The organism is Streptomyces sp. Je 1-4 4N24 (assembly GCF_026239515.1).
In the GTDB taxonomy this organism is placed as follows: Bacteria; Actinomycetota; Actinomycetes; order Streptomycetales; family Streptomycetaceae; genus Streptomyces; species Streptomyces nigrescens.
Genome location: NZ_CP110836.1, coordinates 393,502 through 411,673 on the forward strand (window position 1 = coordinate 393,502; position 18,172 = coordinate 411,673).

General features: G+C 69.5%; 17 protein-coding genes and 1 pseudogene. 5 read left to right on the forward strand and 13 right to left on the reverse strand.

Going from position 1 to position 18,172, the window contains the following annotated elements; translation table 11 throughout:
• Positions 1–7 precede the first annotated feature (7 nt).
• The 4 genes from SLV14N_RS01800 to SLV14N_RS01815 form a co-directional block, all read right to left on the reverse strand.
• Complete coding sequence (locus tag SLV14N_RS01800; RefSeq protein WP_263267691.1) at positions 8–604, reverse strand: MauE/DoxX family redox-associated membrane protein; 597 nt, start codon at positions 602–604, stop codon at positions 8–10.
• A gap of 13 nt (positions 605–617) precedes the next feature.
• The gene (locus SLV14N_RS01805; protein WP_263267693.1) at positions 618–854 is read right to left on the reverse strand and encodes a hypothetical protein; all 237 of its coding nucleotides are present in this window, start codon (positions 852–854) and stop codon (positions 618–620) included.
• A 153-nt stretch (positions 855–1,007) separates the two neighbouring features.
• Positions 1,008–2,015: a helix-turn-helix domain-containing protein gene (locus tag SLV14N_RS01810; RefSeq protein WP_263267694.1), complete on the reverse strand. Its 1,008-nt coding sequence runs from the start codon at positions 2,013–2,015 to the stop codon at positions 1,008–1,010.
• A 303-nt stretch (positions 2,016–2,318) separates the two neighbouring features.
• Positions 2,319–2,945, reverse strand: a complete 627-nt coding sequence (locus tag SLV14N_RS01815) for a PadR family transcriptional regulator (protein WP_208679406.1) — start codon at positions 2,943–2,945, stop codon at positions 2,319–2,321.
• A gap of 96 nt (positions 2,946–3,041) precedes the next feature.
• Here SLV14N_RS01815 and SLV14N_RS01820 point away from each other — a divergent pair, with 96 nt between their 5' ends.
• Positions 3,042–4,241, forward strand: coding sequence for an FAD-dependent monooxygenase (locus SLV14N_RS01820; RefSeq protein WP_263267695.1), 1,200 nt, complete (start codon positions 3,042–3,044; stop codon positions 4,239–4,241).
• Between the two features lie 253 nt (positions 4,242–4,494).
• Here SLV14N_RS01820 and SLV14N_RS01825 read toward each other — a convergent pair whose 3' ends face one another.
• From SLV14N_RS01825 to SLV14N_RS01835, 3 genes and pseudogenes are all read right to left on the reverse strand, one after another.
• A complete protein-coding gene (locus SLV14N_RS01825; RefSeq protein WP_263267696.1) occupies positions 4,495–4,944 on the reverse strand; it encodes an SRPBCC family protein in 450 nt (149 codons plus the stop codon).
• Between the two features lie 201 nt (positions 4,945–5,145).
• Positions 5,146–5,334: pseudogene (locus SLV14N_RS01830) on the reverse strand (DUF664 domain-containing protein); the annotation flags it as partial.
• A 43-nt stretch (positions 5,335–5,377) separates the two neighbouring features.
• Entirely contained in the window at positions 5,378–6,004 is a 627-nt protein-coding gene (locus SLV14N_RS01835; RefSeq protein ID WP_263267697.1) for a cyclopropane-fatty-acyl-phospholipid synthase family protein, read from the reverse strand.
• Positions 6,005–6,091: 87 nt separating this feature from the next.
• On the opposite strand from SLV14N_RS01835, the gene SLV14N_RS01840 reads away from it, so the two are divergent.
• A complete protein-coding gene (locus SLV14N_RS01840) occupies positions 6,092–6,700 on the forward strand; it encodes a helix-turn-helix domain-containing protein (protein ID WP_263267698.1) in 609 nt (202 codons plus the stop codon).
• A 15-nt stretch (positions 6,701–6,715) separates the two neighbouring features.
• Here SLV14N_RS01840 and SLV14N_RS01845 read toward each other — a convergent pair whose 3' ends face one another.
• From SLV14N_RS01845 to SLV14N_RS01860, 4 genes are all read right to left on the reverse strand, one after another.
• The gene (locus SLV14N_RS01845; RefSeq protein ID WP_263267699.1) at positions 6,716–7,222 is read right to left on the reverse strand and encodes a GNAT family N-acetyltransferase; all 507 of its coding nucleotides are present in this window, start codon (positions 7,220–7,222) and stop codon (positions 6,716–6,718) included.
• Positions 7,223–7,528: 306 nt separating this feature from the next.
• A complete protein-coding gene (locus SLV14N_RS01850; protein WP_263267700.1) occupies positions 7,529–9,346 on the reverse strand; it encodes an IPT/TIG domain-containing protein in 1,818 nt (605 codons plus the stop codon).
• 171 nt (positions 9,347–9,517) lie between these two features.
• A complete protein-coding gene (locus SLV14N_RS01855) occupies positions 9,518–10,261 on the reverse strand; it encodes an IPT/TIG domain-containing protein (RefSeq protein ID WP_263267702.1) in 744 nt (247 codons plus the stop codon).
• A gap of 123 nt (positions 10,262–10,384) precedes the next feature.
• Positions 10,385–11,059 (reverse strand): hypothetical protein, encoded by a 675-nt coding sequence (locus SLV14N_RS01860; protein WP_263267703.1) that lies wholly within the window; start codon positions 11,057–11,059, stop codon positions 10,385–10,387.
• A gap of 448 nt (positions 11,060–11,507) precedes the next feature.
• Here SLV14N_RS01860 and SLV14N_RS01865 point away from each other — a divergent pair, with 448 nt between their 5' ends.
• Positions 11,508–11,939 carry a protein-tyrosine phosphatase family protein gene (locus tag SLV14N_RS01865; RefSeq protein WP_263267705.1) on the forward strand — a complete coding sequence of 144 codons (432 nt, stop codon included), beginning with the start codon at positions 11,508–11,510 and terminating at the stop codon, positions 11,937–11,939.
• A gap of 38 nt (positions 11,940–11,977) precedes the next feature.
• Here SLV14N_RS01865 and murJ read toward each other — a convergent pair whose 3' ends face one another.
• Positions 11,978–13,786, reverse strand: coding sequence for a murein biosynthesis integral membrane protein MurJ (gene murJ / locus SLV14N_RS01870; RefSeq protein WP_263267707.1), 1,809 nt, complete (start codon positions 13,784–13,786; stop codon positions 11,978–11,980).
• Positions 13,787–13,971: 185 nt separating this feature from the next.
• A complete protein-coding gene (locus tag SLV14N_RS01875; RefSeq protein ID WP_208679417.1) occupies positions 13,972–15,051 on the reverse strand; it encodes a S1 family peptidase in 1,080 nt (359 codons plus the stop codon).
• Positions 15,052–15,715: 664 nt separating this feature from the next.
• On the opposite strand from SLV14N_RS01875, the gene SLV14N_RS01880 reads away from it, so the two are divergent.
• Entirely contained in the window at positions 15,716–16,795 is a 1,080-nt protein-coding gene (locus SLV14N_RS01880) for an acyltransferase (RefSeq protein ID WP_263267710.1), read from the forward strand.
• A 233-nt stretch (positions 16,796–17,028) separates the two neighbouring features.
• Positions 17,029–18,087 carry a class I SAM-dependent methyltransferase gene (locus tag SLV14N_RS01885; RefSeq protein WP_263267712.1) on the forward strand — a complete coding sequence of 353 codons (1,059 nt, stop codon included), beginning with the start codon at positions 17,029–17,031 and terminating at the stop codon, positions 18,085–18,087.
• Positions 18,088–18,172: the final 85 nt, after the last annotated feature.

An 18,172-nucleotide genomic window follows, 5' to 3' on the forward strand; every position in this document is an offset into this window, starting at 1 on the left:
TCCAGGTTCATCGTCGTTCCGGCGTCATCGGCGAGAACAGGGCCAGCAGTTCGTCGAGGGCGGCGACGAGCCCACCGAGGACGACACCGGCCGCTGCCGCCACCAGTGCACCTGCCGGGTGCCCGTCCGGCGCGGCGACGGCCGTGGTGGTCGCGCCGAGCAGAGCGAGCACGGCGAGGAGCAGGTTGCGGAGGAGATGGTGCGGCCCCAGCGGGGTCGTGGAGGCGCCGAAGCAGTGGCAGGGTGCCTGCGCACCGCGCCGCAGCGCGCGAGCGAGGCCGGCGGTGAAGACCAGCAGCAGTGCGAGGGCCAGCCCGAAGCCCGCCACCGCCGTCGCCCGGCCGGGAACCGCCAGGGCCAGCACCACGCCCGCTTCACCGGCGACGATGAGCACGGCCACCGGCCGCACATGGGCGCGGGGCACGACCACCAGACGGCGCAGCGACCGTTCGAATCCACCGAACCCGCCGCGGACCAGCGTCTTACCGCACAGCGCGAGCAGGAAAACCACGCCGATCAGGCATTTCAGACCGATCATCAGATAGACCATGGCGTCCTCCGGGAAGCGTTCCTGGGGCGGGCCGGTGACCCGCCCCAGCAACACGGCACGTGGTCGGTCAGTTCCAGTCGCCGGGCGTGCAGTTGTCGCAGTAGCCAAAGATCCAGTCGCCCGTGGAGCCGTCCGAGCACGCCAGCCGGTACTTCCACCACGTGTGGCCGGTCGCGTTACATCCGCTGGTGCCTCGTACGCACAGGTACTGGTAGTCGCACGAGGTGCTCGAAGCGTCGGCTGCCACCTTCGGCACGATCCGTTCGAGGAGTCTGCTCCCCAGTGTTTCCATCCTTGCGAACATGATTGCTCCAAGTTCCGATCGGCCCACGAATCCGCGCCGTGGGACATGGGTGGCGGTGCGGGAATTGCTTCCGTACGCACAGCTGACGGGCTCGGACGGTCTGCGCCGGTGCCCTGACACGACGATGCCGGGGACGGCGGCGGATCGCGTTGACTATCCGTGCAGAGCGCTTGTCGATTCACGCACGGCGCCACGGAGGGCGTGCTGCCGGTAGTCCCGGGGCGGCATGCCGTAGGCCGCGCGGAAGGCGCGGCTGAAGTGCGCGGGATCGATGAAGCCCCACTGGGCGGCGATGGCATGGATGGGGCGGAGCTGGAGGTGGGGGTTGGCGAGATCGCGGCGGCAGCGTTCCAGGCGGCGGCCGCGTATCCAGGCGGCGGCCGTGGTGCCTTCCTCGGCGAACAGCTGGTGTACATAGCGGACCGATATTTGGTGCGCCGCGGCAATGGTGGCCGGGGAGAGCGAGGGGTCGCCGAGGTGCCGGCGGATGAAGTCGCGGATCTGCACCTGCAGGGCACGTCTTCGGGATTCCGGGGTCATGGAGTCCTCGGCGTCCAGGCAGCGGCCGAGCACCGCGGCGAGGAGATCCGCGGTGACCGACCGCAGGGTGGGGATATCGGCGGGGGTGAACTCCTCGGCGCGGGCATTGACCTCGGTGAGCCAGCGCCAGAGCACCCCGCCCAGCCCCTGGCTGCCGCTTATCGGGCGGGCGCTCACCCGCTGAACGGTTTTCCAGGGCAGTGGCAGCAGTTCCCGGGGCATCTGGATGATCATGGCCGCATAGTTCTCCGCCTCTCCGTGGAGCTGCCCGCGGAACGGAAGACTGCTGTCCACGAGCACCAGCTGTCCCTGCCGGATGGACGTATTCCGATCGCCCTGGGAAGCACCGCCGGCACCGGCGAGCACGCAATTGACTTGGTACGAATCCCGATCACTTTGCTGCCGTATGAGCTTCGGCGTGCGTACGACCTCCAGACTCGGGAAGGTCATCGTGGATATCTGCGCGTCACCCATGTCCAGCACACGCATCGTCGCACGGAAGTTGTCTTCGTGTTCGCTGCGCATCCAGTTGCGCATGTGCGATTGGGCGGCGAATTCCTCCCACAGCGCGAACCGGTCCTGCGCAGCCACCATCTCGGTGCTGAAGTTGCTCACCAGCATCGTTCCCCCGCCTCTCCGTGCTGGCCCCAGCGCGTCGTTTCCTGAGTATGTGGGGAACGCTCCTGGACGGCCGAGTAGAAGACCGGCCGTTCTCCACGCTTTCCGCAATATCAGCAACGATGAATTGCCCGCAGGAACAACAGCCTCTGAGCCCACTCAACGACTGTGCAGACGGAAGGAATTCAGAATCGGGGGCATGCGGAAGCGGACGATGAAACGCCGCCCGGCACGACGAGCCCGGACCGGCGAGCTCGGACCGAGGAAGGAGAGCAAACCGACGTGAGAACGCGGCCGCCCGCCCCCTTACTCGTCCGAAGTCGCCTCGGACGCCTCGGACGCCTCCTGGAACGCCGCGAGCATCTCCGCGGACCACGTCAGACTGCCGTCCCGGATGTCGCTCATCACCCCCTGCAGCCATCGCTCCTCGGCACCGAGGACGGCCAGCAGATATTCGTTCTCGATCAGAGTGATCCGCGGCAGTCCGGGCTCGGCGTCGGCGGTCTGGCGCTCCAACTCGGCGCGTCGGTCCGCGAGCCGGGCCGCACGCCGCTCCAGGATCGGCAGCACCTCGGCCGGGCTGAGCATGAGCATGTTGGACAGCGCCGCCGGGAACACCGGGAACTCCGCCTTGGGAACTGCCAGCATCTGCTCCAGCCAGTCACGGGTGACCGCCCGGCCCTCGTCGGTCACCTCGTAGACGGTCCGCTCGGGGTACAGCTGGTCGCGCTCGGTCTGCCGGACGGCGATCAGTCCGCCGGCCTGCAGTCGCTCGATGGTGCGGTAAAGCCCGGCCCGCTGGCCGACGTTGACCACGTGCACCTTGCCCCACTGCTTGAGCAGTTGCTGGATGCCGTACGGATGCAGCGGCCGGTGGTGCAGCAGCACCAGCACGGTCAGGCCGAGCGGCGAGCTCTTCACGGTGGCGGTCATACCCGGCATCGTAATCAGCGGAGAAACTAGTTGCATTTCCACTAGTTGCGTTGCAACTATGCCTTCAGTAGCATCCAAGCGGCCTCGGGAGGGGACATGGGCAACAACGGCAGTCACGGTGCCGGTGTGCGGACGGCGTTGGTCATAGGGGGCGGCGTGGCGGGCCCGGTGGCGGCGCTCGCGCTGCGCAGGGCGGGCATCACGGCGACGGTCCATGAGGCGTACCCCACCGCGGCGGACGGAGTGGGGGCCTGGCTGGGTCTGGCGCCGAACGGCCTGGCGGGTCTGGCGGCGGTCGGTGCCGATGCGCCGGTGCGGGCCATCGGGCAGCCGGTGCCCGGCGTGGTGATGGCGGACGGTGCCGGCAATCGCCTCGCCGGTTTCGGTGGTTTCCCCGAGCTGCCCGCCACACTGACGATGCCGCGCGACCGGCTGTTCCGGGCACTGACCGACCATGCGGTCGCCGAAGGTGTTCGGTTCGCATACGGCAAGCGGCTGGTCGCCGCCGAGGAGACGCCCGACGGCGTCACCGCCCACTTCGCCGACGGGACCTCCACCACCGGCGACATCCTGATCGGCGCCGACGGCATCCGCTCCACCGTCCGCACCGTGATCGACCCGCAGGCACCCGCCCCCGAGTACGGCGGCGTCCTGAGCTTCGGTGGCTACGCGACGGCGGACAGCGGGGTCGAGGCCGAGCCCGGCGCCATGCATTTCGCGTTCGGCCGCGCCTTCATGGGCTACTGGCGGGGTCCGGACAGGCGGCTGATCTGGTTTGCCGGTCTGCCGACGGACACCCCGCCGGGCCCCACCGAACTGGCGCAGGTGCCTGCCGCCGAGTGGCTCACCAAGCTGCGCGAGCTGTACGCCGGCCACGTTCCGGGCGAGCAGCTGCTGCGGCACACCGGTCCCGACGAGCTGATGGTGGTCGGCCGGATGGAGCGTATGCCGTCCGTACCGCACTGGCACCGCGGCCGGATGGTACTGGTGGGCGACGCGGTGCACGCCCCCTCCTCCAGCTCCGGTCAGGGCGCCTCGCTGGCCATCGAGAGCGCGGTCGAACTGGCCCGCTGCCTCCGCGATCTGCCCACGCCCCACGAGGCGTTCGCCGCCTATGAGGCCCTGCGCCGCCCGCGGGTGGAGGCGATCGGCCTCAATGCCGCAGCCGTCAACAGGGTCAAGGCCGGCAAGAGCGAGCACGCGCCGGCCTTCGCCGCACCCGAGGAGATGTTCCGCCCGCTCCACTTCCATCGGATCGAGTGGGAGGAGACGGTGAGAGCCGGCGTGACGCCCTGACGGGCACGGCTGGAGGTGGCCGGGGCGTCGCCGGGCCTCCTTCTGATGACGCGGGCCGGCCATCGCCCTCGCCCCGGCGGCCTCCCTCGCGGGTAGGCGTGCGGCGGCTCGGGTTCGGGGCCATGCACTTGCCGACCGAGCCGGGATGAATCAGCCCGCTCATCCACCCGATCCAGGCAGCGTACGAGACTCCTGGGCGATCCGCCGCGATGCTCGGGCGGGCCCTGGCTGAACGCGCGCTGCGGCGTAGGCATCACTGAGCCGGCTTGCACTCCTCGGCGTAGCGGGCCAGCCCATCCGCCATACCCTGCATGAACTTCTGGAGGTAGCGCGGCATGACCCAGCCCAACAGCCAGCTCGTCTCGTACTCGCCGTACCAGTGGATGACCGTGCCTGAGCTCGCTGTCGGCTTCAGCTCGATGCGCGCGTGATAGTTGTGCATCGACGGATTGAACGCGTCTTCGTAGGCCAGGAGGCGTCGCTCGACCTTCTCCGTCAGCCGCTCCCCGGTCACGATGCGTCCCGTTCGGAAAGCCCGGACGGCACCGACGCCGTCGTCCCCGCCGGGGCCGAGGTCGACCGACCGTGTCGTGTCCAGACTGTCCACCTTGGACCACAGCGGCCAGCTTGCGGCGTGGACCAGCAGCTTCCAGACGATTTCCGGCGAGGCGCTGGTGGTCACTGTGACGTCGTATGTGTGCATGGCAGAGAGCTCCTGTGAGTGGATGTGGGCGGTGTTCCCGGCCAAGAAGACGCGGTCGACGTGGTAGCGGTCGGCCAGGCACACGTTGATCTGACGGGGCGAGAGCCAGTGGGCGAACTGGATGGTGACGACCGAAAGCGGGGCCCGTGCCGGGCGGCGTCCTGCGCCGCATCGGTGGCGAGGTCATCCGTCGAGGAAACGCAGGCCGAGCAGGTTCGTGCCCGAGGGCACTGCGGCTGTTCGCACCTGCGGTTCGGGGGCGCCGTCGACCTTCGCGGCGATCGAGGTCCGGAGGTAGTTGAGGAATCCGCGCAGGACCTCGGTCTCGTTGCTTCCGGTCCGGGGCGGCGGGGTGTCGCGGCGGCCGTTGCGGCGCGTGGCGCTGGGCACCGTGGTCTCCCTTCCTTTGTCGGGGCGGGTGCCGGACGCCGTGTCAGGCGGTGCGGCGGATGAGGAGGACGTGGTCGGTGACCTCGGCGGTGCGCCCGTCCGGTCCGATCGCGATCCGGCGAGGTGCGTCGGCCCGCTCGACCGTCCATGTCTGCGGCGCCAGGTCGATACCCGCGGCGACTTCCCGCGGGCTCGGGTAGCGGATGTCGGGCTCCTGGTTCCATGACCACGGCGCGGCCGAGCCGTGGTCGACGACCAGCAGCCGCCCGCCCGGGCGCAGTGCGTGCGCGGCCGAGCGCAGAACGGTTACCCGGTCCAGGTCAAAGGGGGTGTGGAGGTAGTGGGCGCAGACCAGGTCAAATCCGCCGGGCGGGAAAGACTTGTGCACGTCGGCCCGCACGGTGGTGACGCGGTCGCCCAGGCCGTGTGAGCGGACGAGGGCGGCGAGCCGCTCGACCGCCACGGCCGAGATGTCGACGGCGGTGACCTGCCACCCCAGACGGGCGAGCCACAGCGCGTCGCCGCCGTCGCCGCATCCGAGGTCCAATGCGTCACCGGGCGGCAGGCCCGTCCCCGTCTCGGTGAGGCAGGCATTCGGCTGCGGGCCGCCGGCTGCCGGTCGGGCCGCGTAGACGCCGTCCCAGAACGCGACCGCATCGGTGGTGCTCATCAAGGCTCCTTGTGTCGGGATGCACTCAGTCTTGCCAGGCACCCCACGGCTTGGCACGGAATCTTGCGGTTACGGCAAGATGGCCCGATGGACCGCAAGACGGACGACGGCGTGCTTGACGCGGTGGGGCCGCGCCTTCGTGCGCTGCGTCGTGCCCGCGGCATCACCCTCGCCGACCTCGCGGCGACGACCGGTGTATCGGAGAGCACTCTGTCCCGGCTGGAGAGCGGGCAGCGCCGGCCGAGCCTGGAATTGCTGCTGCCGCTGGCCCGTACCTATGACGTTCCGTTGGACGATCTCGTCGGCGCCCCGCGCACTGGCGACCCCCGGATACACCTCAAGCCGATCAGGCGATTCGGGATGACCTTCGTGCCCCTGTCCCGGCGACCGGGCGGGGTGCACGCGTTCAAGATGATCATCCCCGCCCGGCCGGAACCACTCGAACCGACCCCGCAGACCCACGAAGGCCTCGAATGGCTCTACGTGCTCAACGGGCGCCTGCGGCTCGTGATCGGCGAGCGCGACCTGACGCTGCCACCCGGTGAGGCAGCCGAGTTCGACACATCCTTGCCCCACTGGCTGGGCAGCGCCGACGGCGGCGTGGTTGAGCTTCTCATCCTGTTCGGCCTGCAAGGGGTGCGTGCGCACGTACGCACCGGCCCTCATCGATCCGATCAGGCCGGGGGACGGCGGTGAGCTCGGCGGGAGATTCTAAGGCCGGTAAATGCATGCCGCCAGAGGCGTGTACACCTTCCAGTTCAGTGTCTCGTACAGAGCACGCCCTTCGTCGGTCGCGCCCAGTACGCCGAGGGCGGCGCCTTCAGTCACTGCGTGATCGGTGAGAGTACACATGACGAAGGCGCCCAGACCGCGGCGGCGATGGGCCTGCTCGGTCGTGACGCGGTCGATGACCGTGGCCTTCCCGAGGAGGGCCATCTGCCCTTGCGCGGCCAATTCTCCTGCTGCGTCGCGCACTTGGACGTAGGTGACGCCGTCGCGGGTCTCCACCGAGGCGGTATAGCCCTCGGGTGCCCTCGGTGCCGTGGAACGGAGGTCCGTGGCCATCAGATGGCCAGTCTCCGCCTTGTCCACCACCCAGCCCGCAGGGAGCCAGCGTCCGGCCTCCTCCGGATCCATGGGCACCTTGAGCCAGGTGTGCGGCACGGTGACCGAGGCAGCCGCCTCGCGAACCGCCAACTCATGGGCGTCCGGCAGCACATGACGCCCCACTTGGTCCGGCCGGCCCACTTCGACATAGAGCCCCCAGGGCCTTTGGGCCGGCCTCGGCGTGCGTCGTGAGACGGCCCAGCCGGACACCCAGGTCCTGACCAGTTCCGGAACCACTAAGCCCTCCCCCAGTAAGCGTCACCATCCAGGAGTGCACATTACGTCACCGTGTGCCGGCGAGCATCTCCTTTACGGTGCGTCCTCGGAGCCTCCGAGCGAGGAGGGGACGCACCGCCGGATCCCAAGACGTGCAGCCTGCGGGAGAAGGGCTGCGGGGTGCCTGGGTCCGCGGCCGTATCAGATACCGGGGGACGCAACTCGGGTGTAGGTCGTCGGGGCGCTGGTGCCGCCAGGGGAGGTGACGGTGATAGCGACCGGGCCGGCGACTCCGGCTGGGACGTCGGCGACGAGGTGGGTGTCGGAGACGACGGTGAACCCGGTGGGCACGGCGCCGAAGAGCACCGTGGTCGTCTGGGCGAAGTTGGTGCCGGTGAGGGTGACGGTGCTGCCACCGGAGGTGGGCCCCTGATTCGGCACCAGCGTCGTCACATTGGGCGCTGCCAAGTAGGTGTAGGAGACCGGGTTGCTCGTGCCACCGGCAGTGGTGACGGTGACCTGCACCGGTCCGGCGGCTCCCGCCGGGACCACGGCAGTGATCTGAGTGTCCGATACCACCGTGAACGAGGTGGCGGCGGTGGCTCCGAAGCGCACCGCGGTGGCCTCGATGAGGTGCGTGCCGGTGAGCGTGACGGTGTTGCCGCCCGTGAGCGGACCCGAGAGCGGGGCGACGCCGAGGAGCACCGGGGGGCTGACGTAGAAGTAGGCCTTCGGGAGGGTGCTGGTGCCGCCGGGGGTGATGACGGTGACGTCGGCCGGCCCGGCGGTGGCCGCAGGGACCACGGCGGTGATCTGGGTCGGGGAGACCACGGTGACGGAGGTCGCAGGGGTGGCGCCGAAGAGGACCGAGGTGGCTCCGGTGAGATTGGTGCCGGTGAGGGTGACCGTGTTCCCGCCTGACGTGCTCCCCTGGTTGGGGCGGATGCCGCTCAGGGCGGGGGCGCCGGAGTAGGTGTAGGAGAGGCCGTTGCTGGTGCCGCCCGGGGTCGTGGCGGTGATCTGCACGGTGCCGGTTCCGGCCGGGGCGACGGCGGTGACGTGGGTGTCGGAGACGACGGTGAAGGAGGTTGCCGGTGTGGCGCCGAACCGAACCGCGGTGGTGGTGGCCAGGCCCGCGCCGGTGAGCGCGACCGTCGTCCCTCCGGCGGCCGGGCCGGAGTTGGGAGCCACGGAGGTCAGGACCGGCACAGGCGCGGACACGTAGGTGAACGACACACCGTTGCTGGTACCACCGGGTGTCGTGACGGTGACCTGAACAGTCCCCGACCCCGCCGGCGCCGTCGCCGTAATCTGCGAACCCGACACCACACTGAACGCAGCCGACACACCACCAAACCGCACCGCCGTCGCACCCGAAAACCCCGAACCCGACAACGACACCACCGTCCCACCAGACGCCGGACCCGAACCCGGACTCACCGAACTCAACACCGGCACAGGCACCGAGACATACGTGAACGACACACCATTGCTGGTACCACCAGGAGTCGTGACCGTCACCTGAACAGTCCCCGACCCCGCCGGCGCCGTCGCCGTAATCTGCGAACCCGACACCACACTGAACGCAGCCGACACACCACCAAACCGCACCGCCGTCGCACCCGAAAACCCCAAACCCGACAACGACACCACCGTCCCACCAGACGCCGGACCCGAACCCGGACTCACCGAACTCAACACCGGCACAGGCGCGGTGACGTAGGTGAAGGTGACGAACTGGTTGCTGGTGCCGGCGGGGGTGGTCACCGTGACCTGCACCGTTCCGGACCCGACGGGGGCGGTGGCGGTGATCTGGGTGTCGGAGTTGACGGTGAAGGAGGGGGAGTGCGTGGCGCCGAAGCGGACGCCGGTGGCGCCGGTGAAGCCGGCGCCGGTCACCGTCACCTGGGTGCCACCCGCGGTGGAACCCGAAGTGGGGGAGACGGACGTGACGGTGGGCGTGGCTGCCGCCAGCGGCAGCACGGCGGAAATGGTGGGCGGGGGTACGGAGCGATTCACGGCCATGGTCCTTTGTGGGCGTGAGCCCCGGCCGTGCCTGTGGAGCAGCACCGGGCCGAGGCTCGTCAAGGGAGGGGAAGTAGGGCCCGGGCAGGGAGGTGCGCCCCCTGTCCGGGCGGGTTGTCCGCCCACCTGATCGCACGACCAGGCCATCGGCGGCTCAAGGTCCGGTCAGATACCGGGGCCGGCGAGGTAGGTGAAGGCGTCGGTGGACGTGACGGTGCCACCACTGGTGATCACGGTGACATCGACGGCACCGGCAGCTCCGGGCGGGGTGACGACGGAGAGGCTGGTGTCGCTGATGACGGAGAACGGTGCGAGCGTGCCGTCGAAGTCGACCGATTGCGTGGTGGCGAGGTTGGTGCCGGTGAGGGTCACGACCGTGCCGCCGGTCGCCGGGCCCGAGGTGGGGTTCAGACTGACGATCGTGGGCGCGTCGACATAGGTGTACGACAGGCCGTTGTTGGTGCCGCCCGCGGTGGTGACCGAGACGCCCACCGGACCGGCCGCCGCGCCCGCCGGTACGGTGACGGTCAGCTGGCCGTCGTTCACCACGGTCGGGGTCGCTACGTTGGCACCGAAGTTGACCGCGGTGGCGGTGCTCAGACCGCTGCCAGTGATGGTGACGGTGTCGCCGCCCGCGGTGACGCCGGTCACCGGGGACAGAGTGGACTTGAACGGCGCGCCTACGTAGAAGAACTGCAGCGGGTTGCTGGTCCCGCCGGGGGTGGTCACCGTCACCGGTACGGTGCCGGTGCCGGACGGGGATGTCACGGTGACCGAGGTGGGGGTGTTGGCGGTGATGGTGGCTGTCTTTGTGCCGAAGCGCACGGCGGTGGCGCCGCCGAGGTTGGTACCGGTGATGGTGACCGTGGTACCGCCGCCGGTCGATCCCTGGCTGGGAGAGATGGGCATGATGATGCTCCTTCGGTGAGGTGTGTGTGAGGGAGAGCTGAGCCGGAACCGGATGGCCGCGTTCGCCGTCGATGGTTGCGGTGGTGCCTGGTGGAGCATTCGGCCGAGAGCTCGGCCGAACCGTCAGGTGCAGCCCATGACGCTGCCCGACGGAGCACAGTTGTCCGGGGAGTTGTCGCGCACGGTCGTGGCCAGCAACGTCACACCACCGGAGTTGACATAGATACCGCCCCCGCTGGCGGTTGCCTGGTTGCTGGTGACGGCGCTGGTGGTCAGCGTGATGCTGCCGTTGTCGTTGTAGATGCCGCCGCCGGCGACGGCGGTGTTGCCGGTGACGGAACTGGAGAGCAGCGAGACCGTGCCGCCCAGATTCGAGAGGCCGCCTCCCGGGTACGGAGACACCGCGCTGCCACCGCGGAGGGTGATACCCACCGCGCTCAACTGGCCTTTGGTACCCGGCACGTTCGCGGCTCCCTCCACCTGCAGAATCCGGAAGGCCGGCGCGCCCGGTGCGCGGGTGATGGTGACTCCCAGACCCAGCAGGGTGATCGGGGTGGTGATCGGCGGCAGCCCCACCGGCCCGTGGGGCGAGCTGCCGTGAGCACTGGTGAGCTGGTAGGTGCAGAACGGAACCAGCGCCAAGGTGTCCCCGCCGACGGCGTTCGCCGTGTTGATCGCGTTCACCAGCGAGGTCTCGCTGCACAGCACCGGGATCTGGGCGTGCGCCGTGGTCGGAGCCGCGGCCATGGCCACGGTCAGTCCCATGGTCAGCGCGCAGACCCCGAGGATGGATCGCAACGTGCGGACAGTTCGCATGACGCCCCCAGGAAGAGGTGACGTGAGCTACTGCACCAGCCGGTACGCACGAACAGGCACCGGATGGTGAATGCACTTCCTCAACGTGGGAGCGCTGCCGCGATGCCAGGCCGCACCGCTGCCTGCACTCTCAATCGGACACAAGGGCAGGCCAGTTACCACTCCCCCGAGAGGAATGGGCAGCCCACCGGATCGGAATGTGACCAGTTATCCATTGGGGTGAGTAACCCTGCAAGGACCTTGACGGCCCCTCACCCGAATGGCAGAGCGCGCATCGGCAGGGGTTCAAAACAGCGGCGCCGCTGCTGGGCTCCGATCCTGATACGCCGAGCGCGGACGCACCTCGCGACCGGACGGACCTCGATGGTGAGCGCCGTCAACTACCGCCGAACACCCCGTGCTTGATCACTTCCACCGCTACGGTGAACGGATGACCGATACCTGGAACGCTGCCGACGCCGGAGTCCTGAGACTTCCTTCCGGTCGGCTGATCCGAGGCCGGGGGTTTCGCCGACCGCTGCCGGCCGGGCCGACGCCGGCCTTCGCCGTCTATCTCCTCGGCAAGCAGCCGCCCGAGGTCCCCTGGGAATTCCAGTGGCTGCGCTGGCCCGACTTCCGGCTGCCCAGCAACCACTCACAGGCCCAGGACGTGCTCCGTACGGCATGGGCGCGTGCCGAGGCCGAACGCGTCGAGCTCGCCTGCGCCGGTGGCCGTGGCCGGACCGGCACCGCCCTGGCCTGTCTCGCCGTCCTGGACGGTGTACCGGCCGGCGAGGCAGTGGACTTTGTACGCCGGAACTACGAGCCCCGGGCCGTCGAAACCCCCTGGCAGAAGCGCTATGTCCGGCGCTTCGCCGACTGACGGCGACAGCCCGGCAGCCGCCTCGCCGCACGCCGGGCTCAGCGGCCGAGGCGCCCCCGGACCATTCCGACCATGGCGCTGAGTTCCGGCACCCGCATCCAGTGCGCGAGCAGCACGAAGACACCGAGCAGGACGCTCCCGCCAGCCAGCAGCGTCACGAGTGAGCCCAGGGCGTCGCTGCCGAGGGCCTGGGTGACCGCGTACGCCACACCGCCGCCGGCCAACGCGGCGGGCATCGCCGCGCCGGTCAGCCGGGCATAGGTACGCAGAACGCGCGGCCCGTCCAGATCGCCGCCCAGCCGCCTGCGCAGCCGACGCCAGGCGGTTCCGACGCCGACCGCGTAGGCCAGACCGTAGGAGGCGGCCATTCCGGCGACGGCCCATCGCGGCGGGAGGAGGACGAAGCACGCCCCGGACGCGGCGGCGTTCACCACGGCGACGATGACGGTGTTGTAGAAGGGGGTGCGGGTGTCCTCGTCGGCGTAGAAGCCGCGCAGCACGACGTATTGCACCGAGAAGGGGATGAGTCCCGGGCCGAAGGCCATGAGGACGTAGCCGATGCCCCGGGCGCCCTCGGCGCCGGAGCCGGCGTAGAGCAGGGTGGCCATCGGTACACCCAGCGCCAGGAAGGCGAACGCGCAGGGCACGATGGCGACGGCGGAGGTCCGCAGGCCGTAGGAGATATCGTCGCGGATCGCCGTCACGTCGTCGTCCTGGACCGCGCGGGACATCCGGGGCAGCACCGCGGTCATGACCGACACGGTGATGATGGCCTGCGGCATCTGCCACAGCAGCTGGGCGTAGCTGTAGGCGGTGAAACCGGAGCCGCTGTACCCGGCTCGATCGGCGAGGGAGCCCGCCTTGGTGGCCAGTTGAATCACGACGGTCTGGCCGAGTTGGTTGGCGAGGACGAAGAGGAGCGTCCATTTGGCCAGGCCCATGGCCTTGCCGAGGCCGTGGCCGCGGAAGTCGAAGCGCGGGCGGAGTGTGAACCGGGCGTCGCGCAGATACGGCAGCATGGCCAGCGCCTGCACGACCAGGCCCAGGAGGGTGCCGAGGCCCAGGAGCCGTACCCCTTCGGGGGTGATGGTGGAGGGGTCGACGCCGGAATCGGTGAAGCCGCCGAAGGCCCAGATGAAACCGCCGAAGGCCGCAATGGTCACGAGGTTGTTGAGCACCGGGGTCCACATCATCGCGCCGAAGCGGCCCCGGGCGTTGAGGATCTGTCCGAGCACCAGGTGGGCGCCCATGAAGAACATGGTGGGCAGGCAGTAGCGGGCGAAGGTCACGGTGACGGCCATCCGCTGTGGGTCGGCGGCGATGTCCGGCGACATCATGTGCACCAGCAGCGGAGCCGCCAGCACACAGACGACCGTGACGCCCGCCAGCACCACCATGACCAGGGTGATCAGACGGTTGGCGTACGCCTCACCACCGTCGTCGTCCTTCTTCATGGCGCGCACCAGTTGCGGGACGAAGACGGCGTTCAGCGCACCGCCGCCGACCAGGAAATAGATCATCGCGGGCAGGACATTGGCGACCTGGTAGGAGTCGTTGAGGGTGCCGACGCCGAGCGCCGCGGCCATGACGAGCGTGCGGAGAAATCCGGTGATGCGGGAGACGATGGTGCCCGCCGCCATGACGGCGCTGGACTTCAGCAGACCGGCTGCGCCACCACCCGCACCCTTCGGCTCGGGTATCGGCGCACCGGCCTGCGACGGGAACGGAGTGCTCTGCTCCCCCGCCGTATTCCGGTTCGCCAGGCGTGGCCGCAGGGGCACCATGTCATCCGGCAGGAGGTGGCCCCCCGGCTCCCGACCGTCGTTCTCCCGCCCCTGCGCGTTCATGCCGTCCCCACCCTGTCCACCCCAGCCCGTCAAAGGGCCCGTCCTCACTCGACGGGACACTCTTTCATCTGCTGGCTGACGCCCCGACATGTGGCCTGGTCAAGGGCCATATGCCGGGGCTCGGGAGGCGGAGGGTGGGTGGGGTGGGTGTGCCGGGCTTTCGTCGTGTCCGTGCTCCGGCCGGATCAGCCGATCTGTGCTCCGGTCTTCTCAAGGGCCTCGCGCACCGGCTGGTAGTAGGTCACGCCACCCGTGGAACAGTCGCCCCTGCCGCCTGAGGTCAGGCCGAGCGCGGTGTCACCCTCGTAGAGCGAGCCGCCGCTGTCCCCCGCCTCCGCGCAGACGGTGGCCTGGATCAGACCGTCGACCGTACCCTGCTGGTAGTTGGCCGTCACTTCGAGCGCGATGACGTCACCTTCATGCACATGCGTGGAGCCGCCGCTGCGCTGCACCTTCTGGCCCACGATCGGATCGCCGGCCTTGGCGATGGGCTGCATGCTGCCGTTGTAGAGATTCACCTCGCTGGGGTGCAGGATGTCGGCGGCGGTGTACTTCACGATCCCGAAGTCGTCGCCGGGGAAGGTCCCGGCCTCGGTCACTGCGATCTCGGTGCCCCCCTGCGTCGCGGACCAGCTCCGCACGGCGTTGGTGCAGTGCCCCGCGGTCAGGAAGTACGGCTGGCCGCCCTTGGTGACGTTGAAGCCGAGCGAGCAGCGTGCTCCGGTCCCCCAGATGGCGTCGCCGCCGGCGATCAGCGGCCGCAGCGCGCCCGCCGACTGTCTGACGGCGGCCCGGTCACCGAGCGACGCGGCGACCCTCTTGAGCTGCTCCAGCTTGTCGCCCTGGACCGTGCGGTCGGCGTTGATGACCACCTTGTTGGTCCTCGGGTCCATCCCCCAGGAGGTGCCGGGGATCGTGGCCTGTTTCTTGAGGGTCGCGCGGGCGGCGTCCAGCGAGGCGAGCGAGTGCTTGACGATCCTGGGTTCGGCACCGGCCGCCCGCGCCTTGGCCGCGGCGGCCTCGGTGGTGACGTTGACGATGAGCTTGTGATGCTCGGCGTCGTAGTAGGCGCCTGCCCCGTCGGCACCGAGGGTGGAGCTGATGCCCTTGGCGCGCTGGCCGGCGGCGCTGGCCGACGGGGGGTCGGGGTTCTTGGCGGGGGCGGCATCGGCGGTCTGCAGGGTGAGTGTGGCGGCGGTCAGGGCCACCACCAGAGCGGCACCGGTGAGGACGGTGCGGGGCGTCGGTACGCGGGTGTGCTTCAACTCGGGACCTCTGGTGGGGATGGGACCGGGTAAGGGGTGTCGGGGCGGACGATTGCTTCGTCGCCTGCCCCGCCCCCTCAAGGGGCGGCGCACCGCCTGCCGCCCGAGGGCGTGACATCGCGGCGCGGACGTATCTCTTCCTGGCCGCGCCGCGCACCACACCCGCTCGGGCACAGGTCCGCAGGAATCACCTGTACGGCCGGTGGCCCGGCGCTGCGTGCACTGCGGTGCGGAATTCCGGCATGTGTGGTCACCGGGGAGTCTTCTTCCGGTCCGGGGCGCCCACAGCAGGCGGCTCTTCGCGCCGGGTCACATCACGCCCGAGGCGATCACCAAACGCTGGACCGTACGAGTGAAATCGGGTCACCCACCCTATGCACGGGGCGTACCGCGGTGGGTCAATCGTGCTATCCGCGCGACGGGCCGCCCATTCCTCCGCACGGGGCAAGGACCAGTCCTTCCATCCGATCCCGGGCGACCCACCGGCGCAGCCATACGGACATGAGTGGTGGCACGGGCCTGGGTGATCCCCCGCAGGAGGCCTCTCGTGCACCAACCTTCCGGTCCGTCGTCCGAGTCAACCGCCATGACGGGAAGCCCCGTTGCGGGTCACGGGGGCGCGAAGCCGCCGGGCACGGAGAGCACATCCCCGGCTCCCAAGCGGTTGTCCTCGCTGACCGGTCTGCGCTTCGCCGCCGCGGTCGGCGTGCTTTATACGCACAGCATGCTGATGATCAACCCGAATCTCGCCAAGACCCTCGGGCCCGAAGTATGGGTGGGCGGGAGTGCGGTATCGCTTTTCTTCATTCTGAGCGGCTATGTGCTCACGCACTCCGCCCGACCGGACGACACCGCACGCGCTTTCTGGCGGCGGCGGGCCGCCAAAATCTTTCCCAATCACGCGCTCACCTGGTGCCTCGTCGTCGGCGCGCTCGCCTGTGCCGGTGCGACGACGCTCTCGGAGGGTTCCGGAATAGCGGCCAGTCTCTCCAGCCTCTTCCTGGTGCACACCTGGGTACCCAGCCACCTCTTCGTCTCCGCGGGCAACCCTGTTTCCTGGTCCCTCGCCGCCGAAGTGTTCTTCTACTTTCTCTTCCCCTTCATGCTGCCCTGGATCAAGCGGCTGTCGCCTCGTGGGCTGCTCATCGGCGCGGCCACGGCGATCGCGGTCGTCTGGTTGTGGCCGGTGTTCTGTGCACTCGTCGTCAACCCTGACGGCTCGAACTTTCCCGAGTACTGGTTCCTGTACATGCTGCCGGTCACGCGGCTGCCCGAGTTCGTCCTCGGCATGCTGGCGGCGCGTATCGCCTCGTCGGGACTCCACATTCCGCGGATCGGCGTTCTCCCGTCCGCGCTGGGTGTCATCAGCGCGATCATCATGAACCCGGCGTTCCTGCCGCAGCGCTTCCTGTACGCGGCCTCGACCGTGGCCCCCCTCGTCGTGCTGGTCTATGCGACCGCGGAGCTCGATCTGCGCGACCGGACCTCGCTGCTGCGTACCCGGCCCTTCGTGCTCCTCGGTGAGATGTCCTACGCCATGTATCTCGTCCACTTCCTGGTGCTGGGACTGCTGTACATGGGGCTGACGGACCACGGCTGGAGCAATCTCAGCGTGGTGCTGCTCGGGATCCCCTTCGTACTGCTGGTTTCGTGGCTGCTGTACGCAGGGGTGGAGCGGCCCTGTGTGCGCCGCTTCTCCACACCCCGTGCCCGTGCGCGCACCCGTGCGGCAGCGGCCTCATGAGCGCCGGACGGTGCCCTGGTCGCCGGCAGGCGCAGCTGCCCGGCCGGGCCTTTCTGCCGCGGTGCGCGATCGGGGCGACGCAGCAGTGGGTGGCCGCTCGCCTCGGCCGGCCGGTCCGGCTCGGCCGGCCGGCGGTGCGGCCCAGAAAGGCCAACCTCGCGTATCGCGCCCACCCTCAACACCGACGGCCATGCCCACGCCACCAGGACTACAGCTGAAAGGGGCTCCCCGTGATGAACAAGCGAAGCGAGCAGATCGCCGCCCACAGACCCCGCTACCAGGACGAGCTGGCGGATGGGCTGGAGAGGTTCTTCGATCCGGAGCGCACCACCTGCCCGTGGTGCACCTCCGCCCGCCTGCGCCGGCGTCTGCGCACCACCAACCACCCCCAGCGCAAACCGGGGAAGTTCGTCCTCGACCAGTGCCGCAACTGTGGGCACGTCTTCCAGAATCCCCGGCTGAGCGCGGACGGGCTGGATTTCTACTACCGCGACTGCTACGACGGCCTGGGCGAAGCAACGATGGCGCGGATGGCCGCCTCACCCCTCGCGGTCAAGCTCTACCGGGCCCGCGCGCGGGCGCTGCTCCCGTTCAGCCGCCCCGGCCGCTGGCTGGACGTGGGGACCGGCCACGGCCACTTCTGCGCCGAGGCCCGGAGAATCCATCCGCGTACCGAATTCCACGGGCTCGACTGGGGCGAAGGCGTGGAGATCGGCGTACGCAACGGCCGTCTCGCCCGTGCCTACCGGGGCTCCTTCGCCGGACTGGCGGGTCAACTCACGTCCCACTACGACGTGGTGAGCATGTATCACTACCTGGAACACACTCTGGCACCGCGGCAAGAACTGGCCGCCGCGCATACGGCGCTCCGGCGCGGCGGGCACCTCCTGATCGAGGTCCCCGACCCCCAGTCCGCCGCTGCCCGGTTGCTCGGCCGCTGGTGGGGCCCATGGCTCCAGCCGCAGCACCTGCACCTGATCCCCCTGGACAACCTCTGCGCCGCGCTGACCGAGCAGGGTTTCACCGTTGTGGCCACCAACCGGCGGGAACCGCACATCCCCACCGATCTGACCTCCGCGGCCGTGAATGTGCTCAACTCCGTGCTGCCGGGCGAAGATCTGCCCTGGCTGCCCAAGAGACCCGGCCCGGTCAGCCGCTGGGTCCGCAGGCTGTCCCTGCTGGCCGCCGCGCCCGCCCTCCTCGTCCTCTTCGGCCTCGACATCCTGCTGGCGCCTCTCACCCGGCGCACCCGTCTCTCCAACGCCTACCGGGTGATCGCACAACGGGACTGACAGCGGCCGCCCTGCACAACCGTGCAGGAAAACAAGCGTTTTCGGCTCCACGGGACTCCGGCGGATACCCCACGCGGGTGAAGCA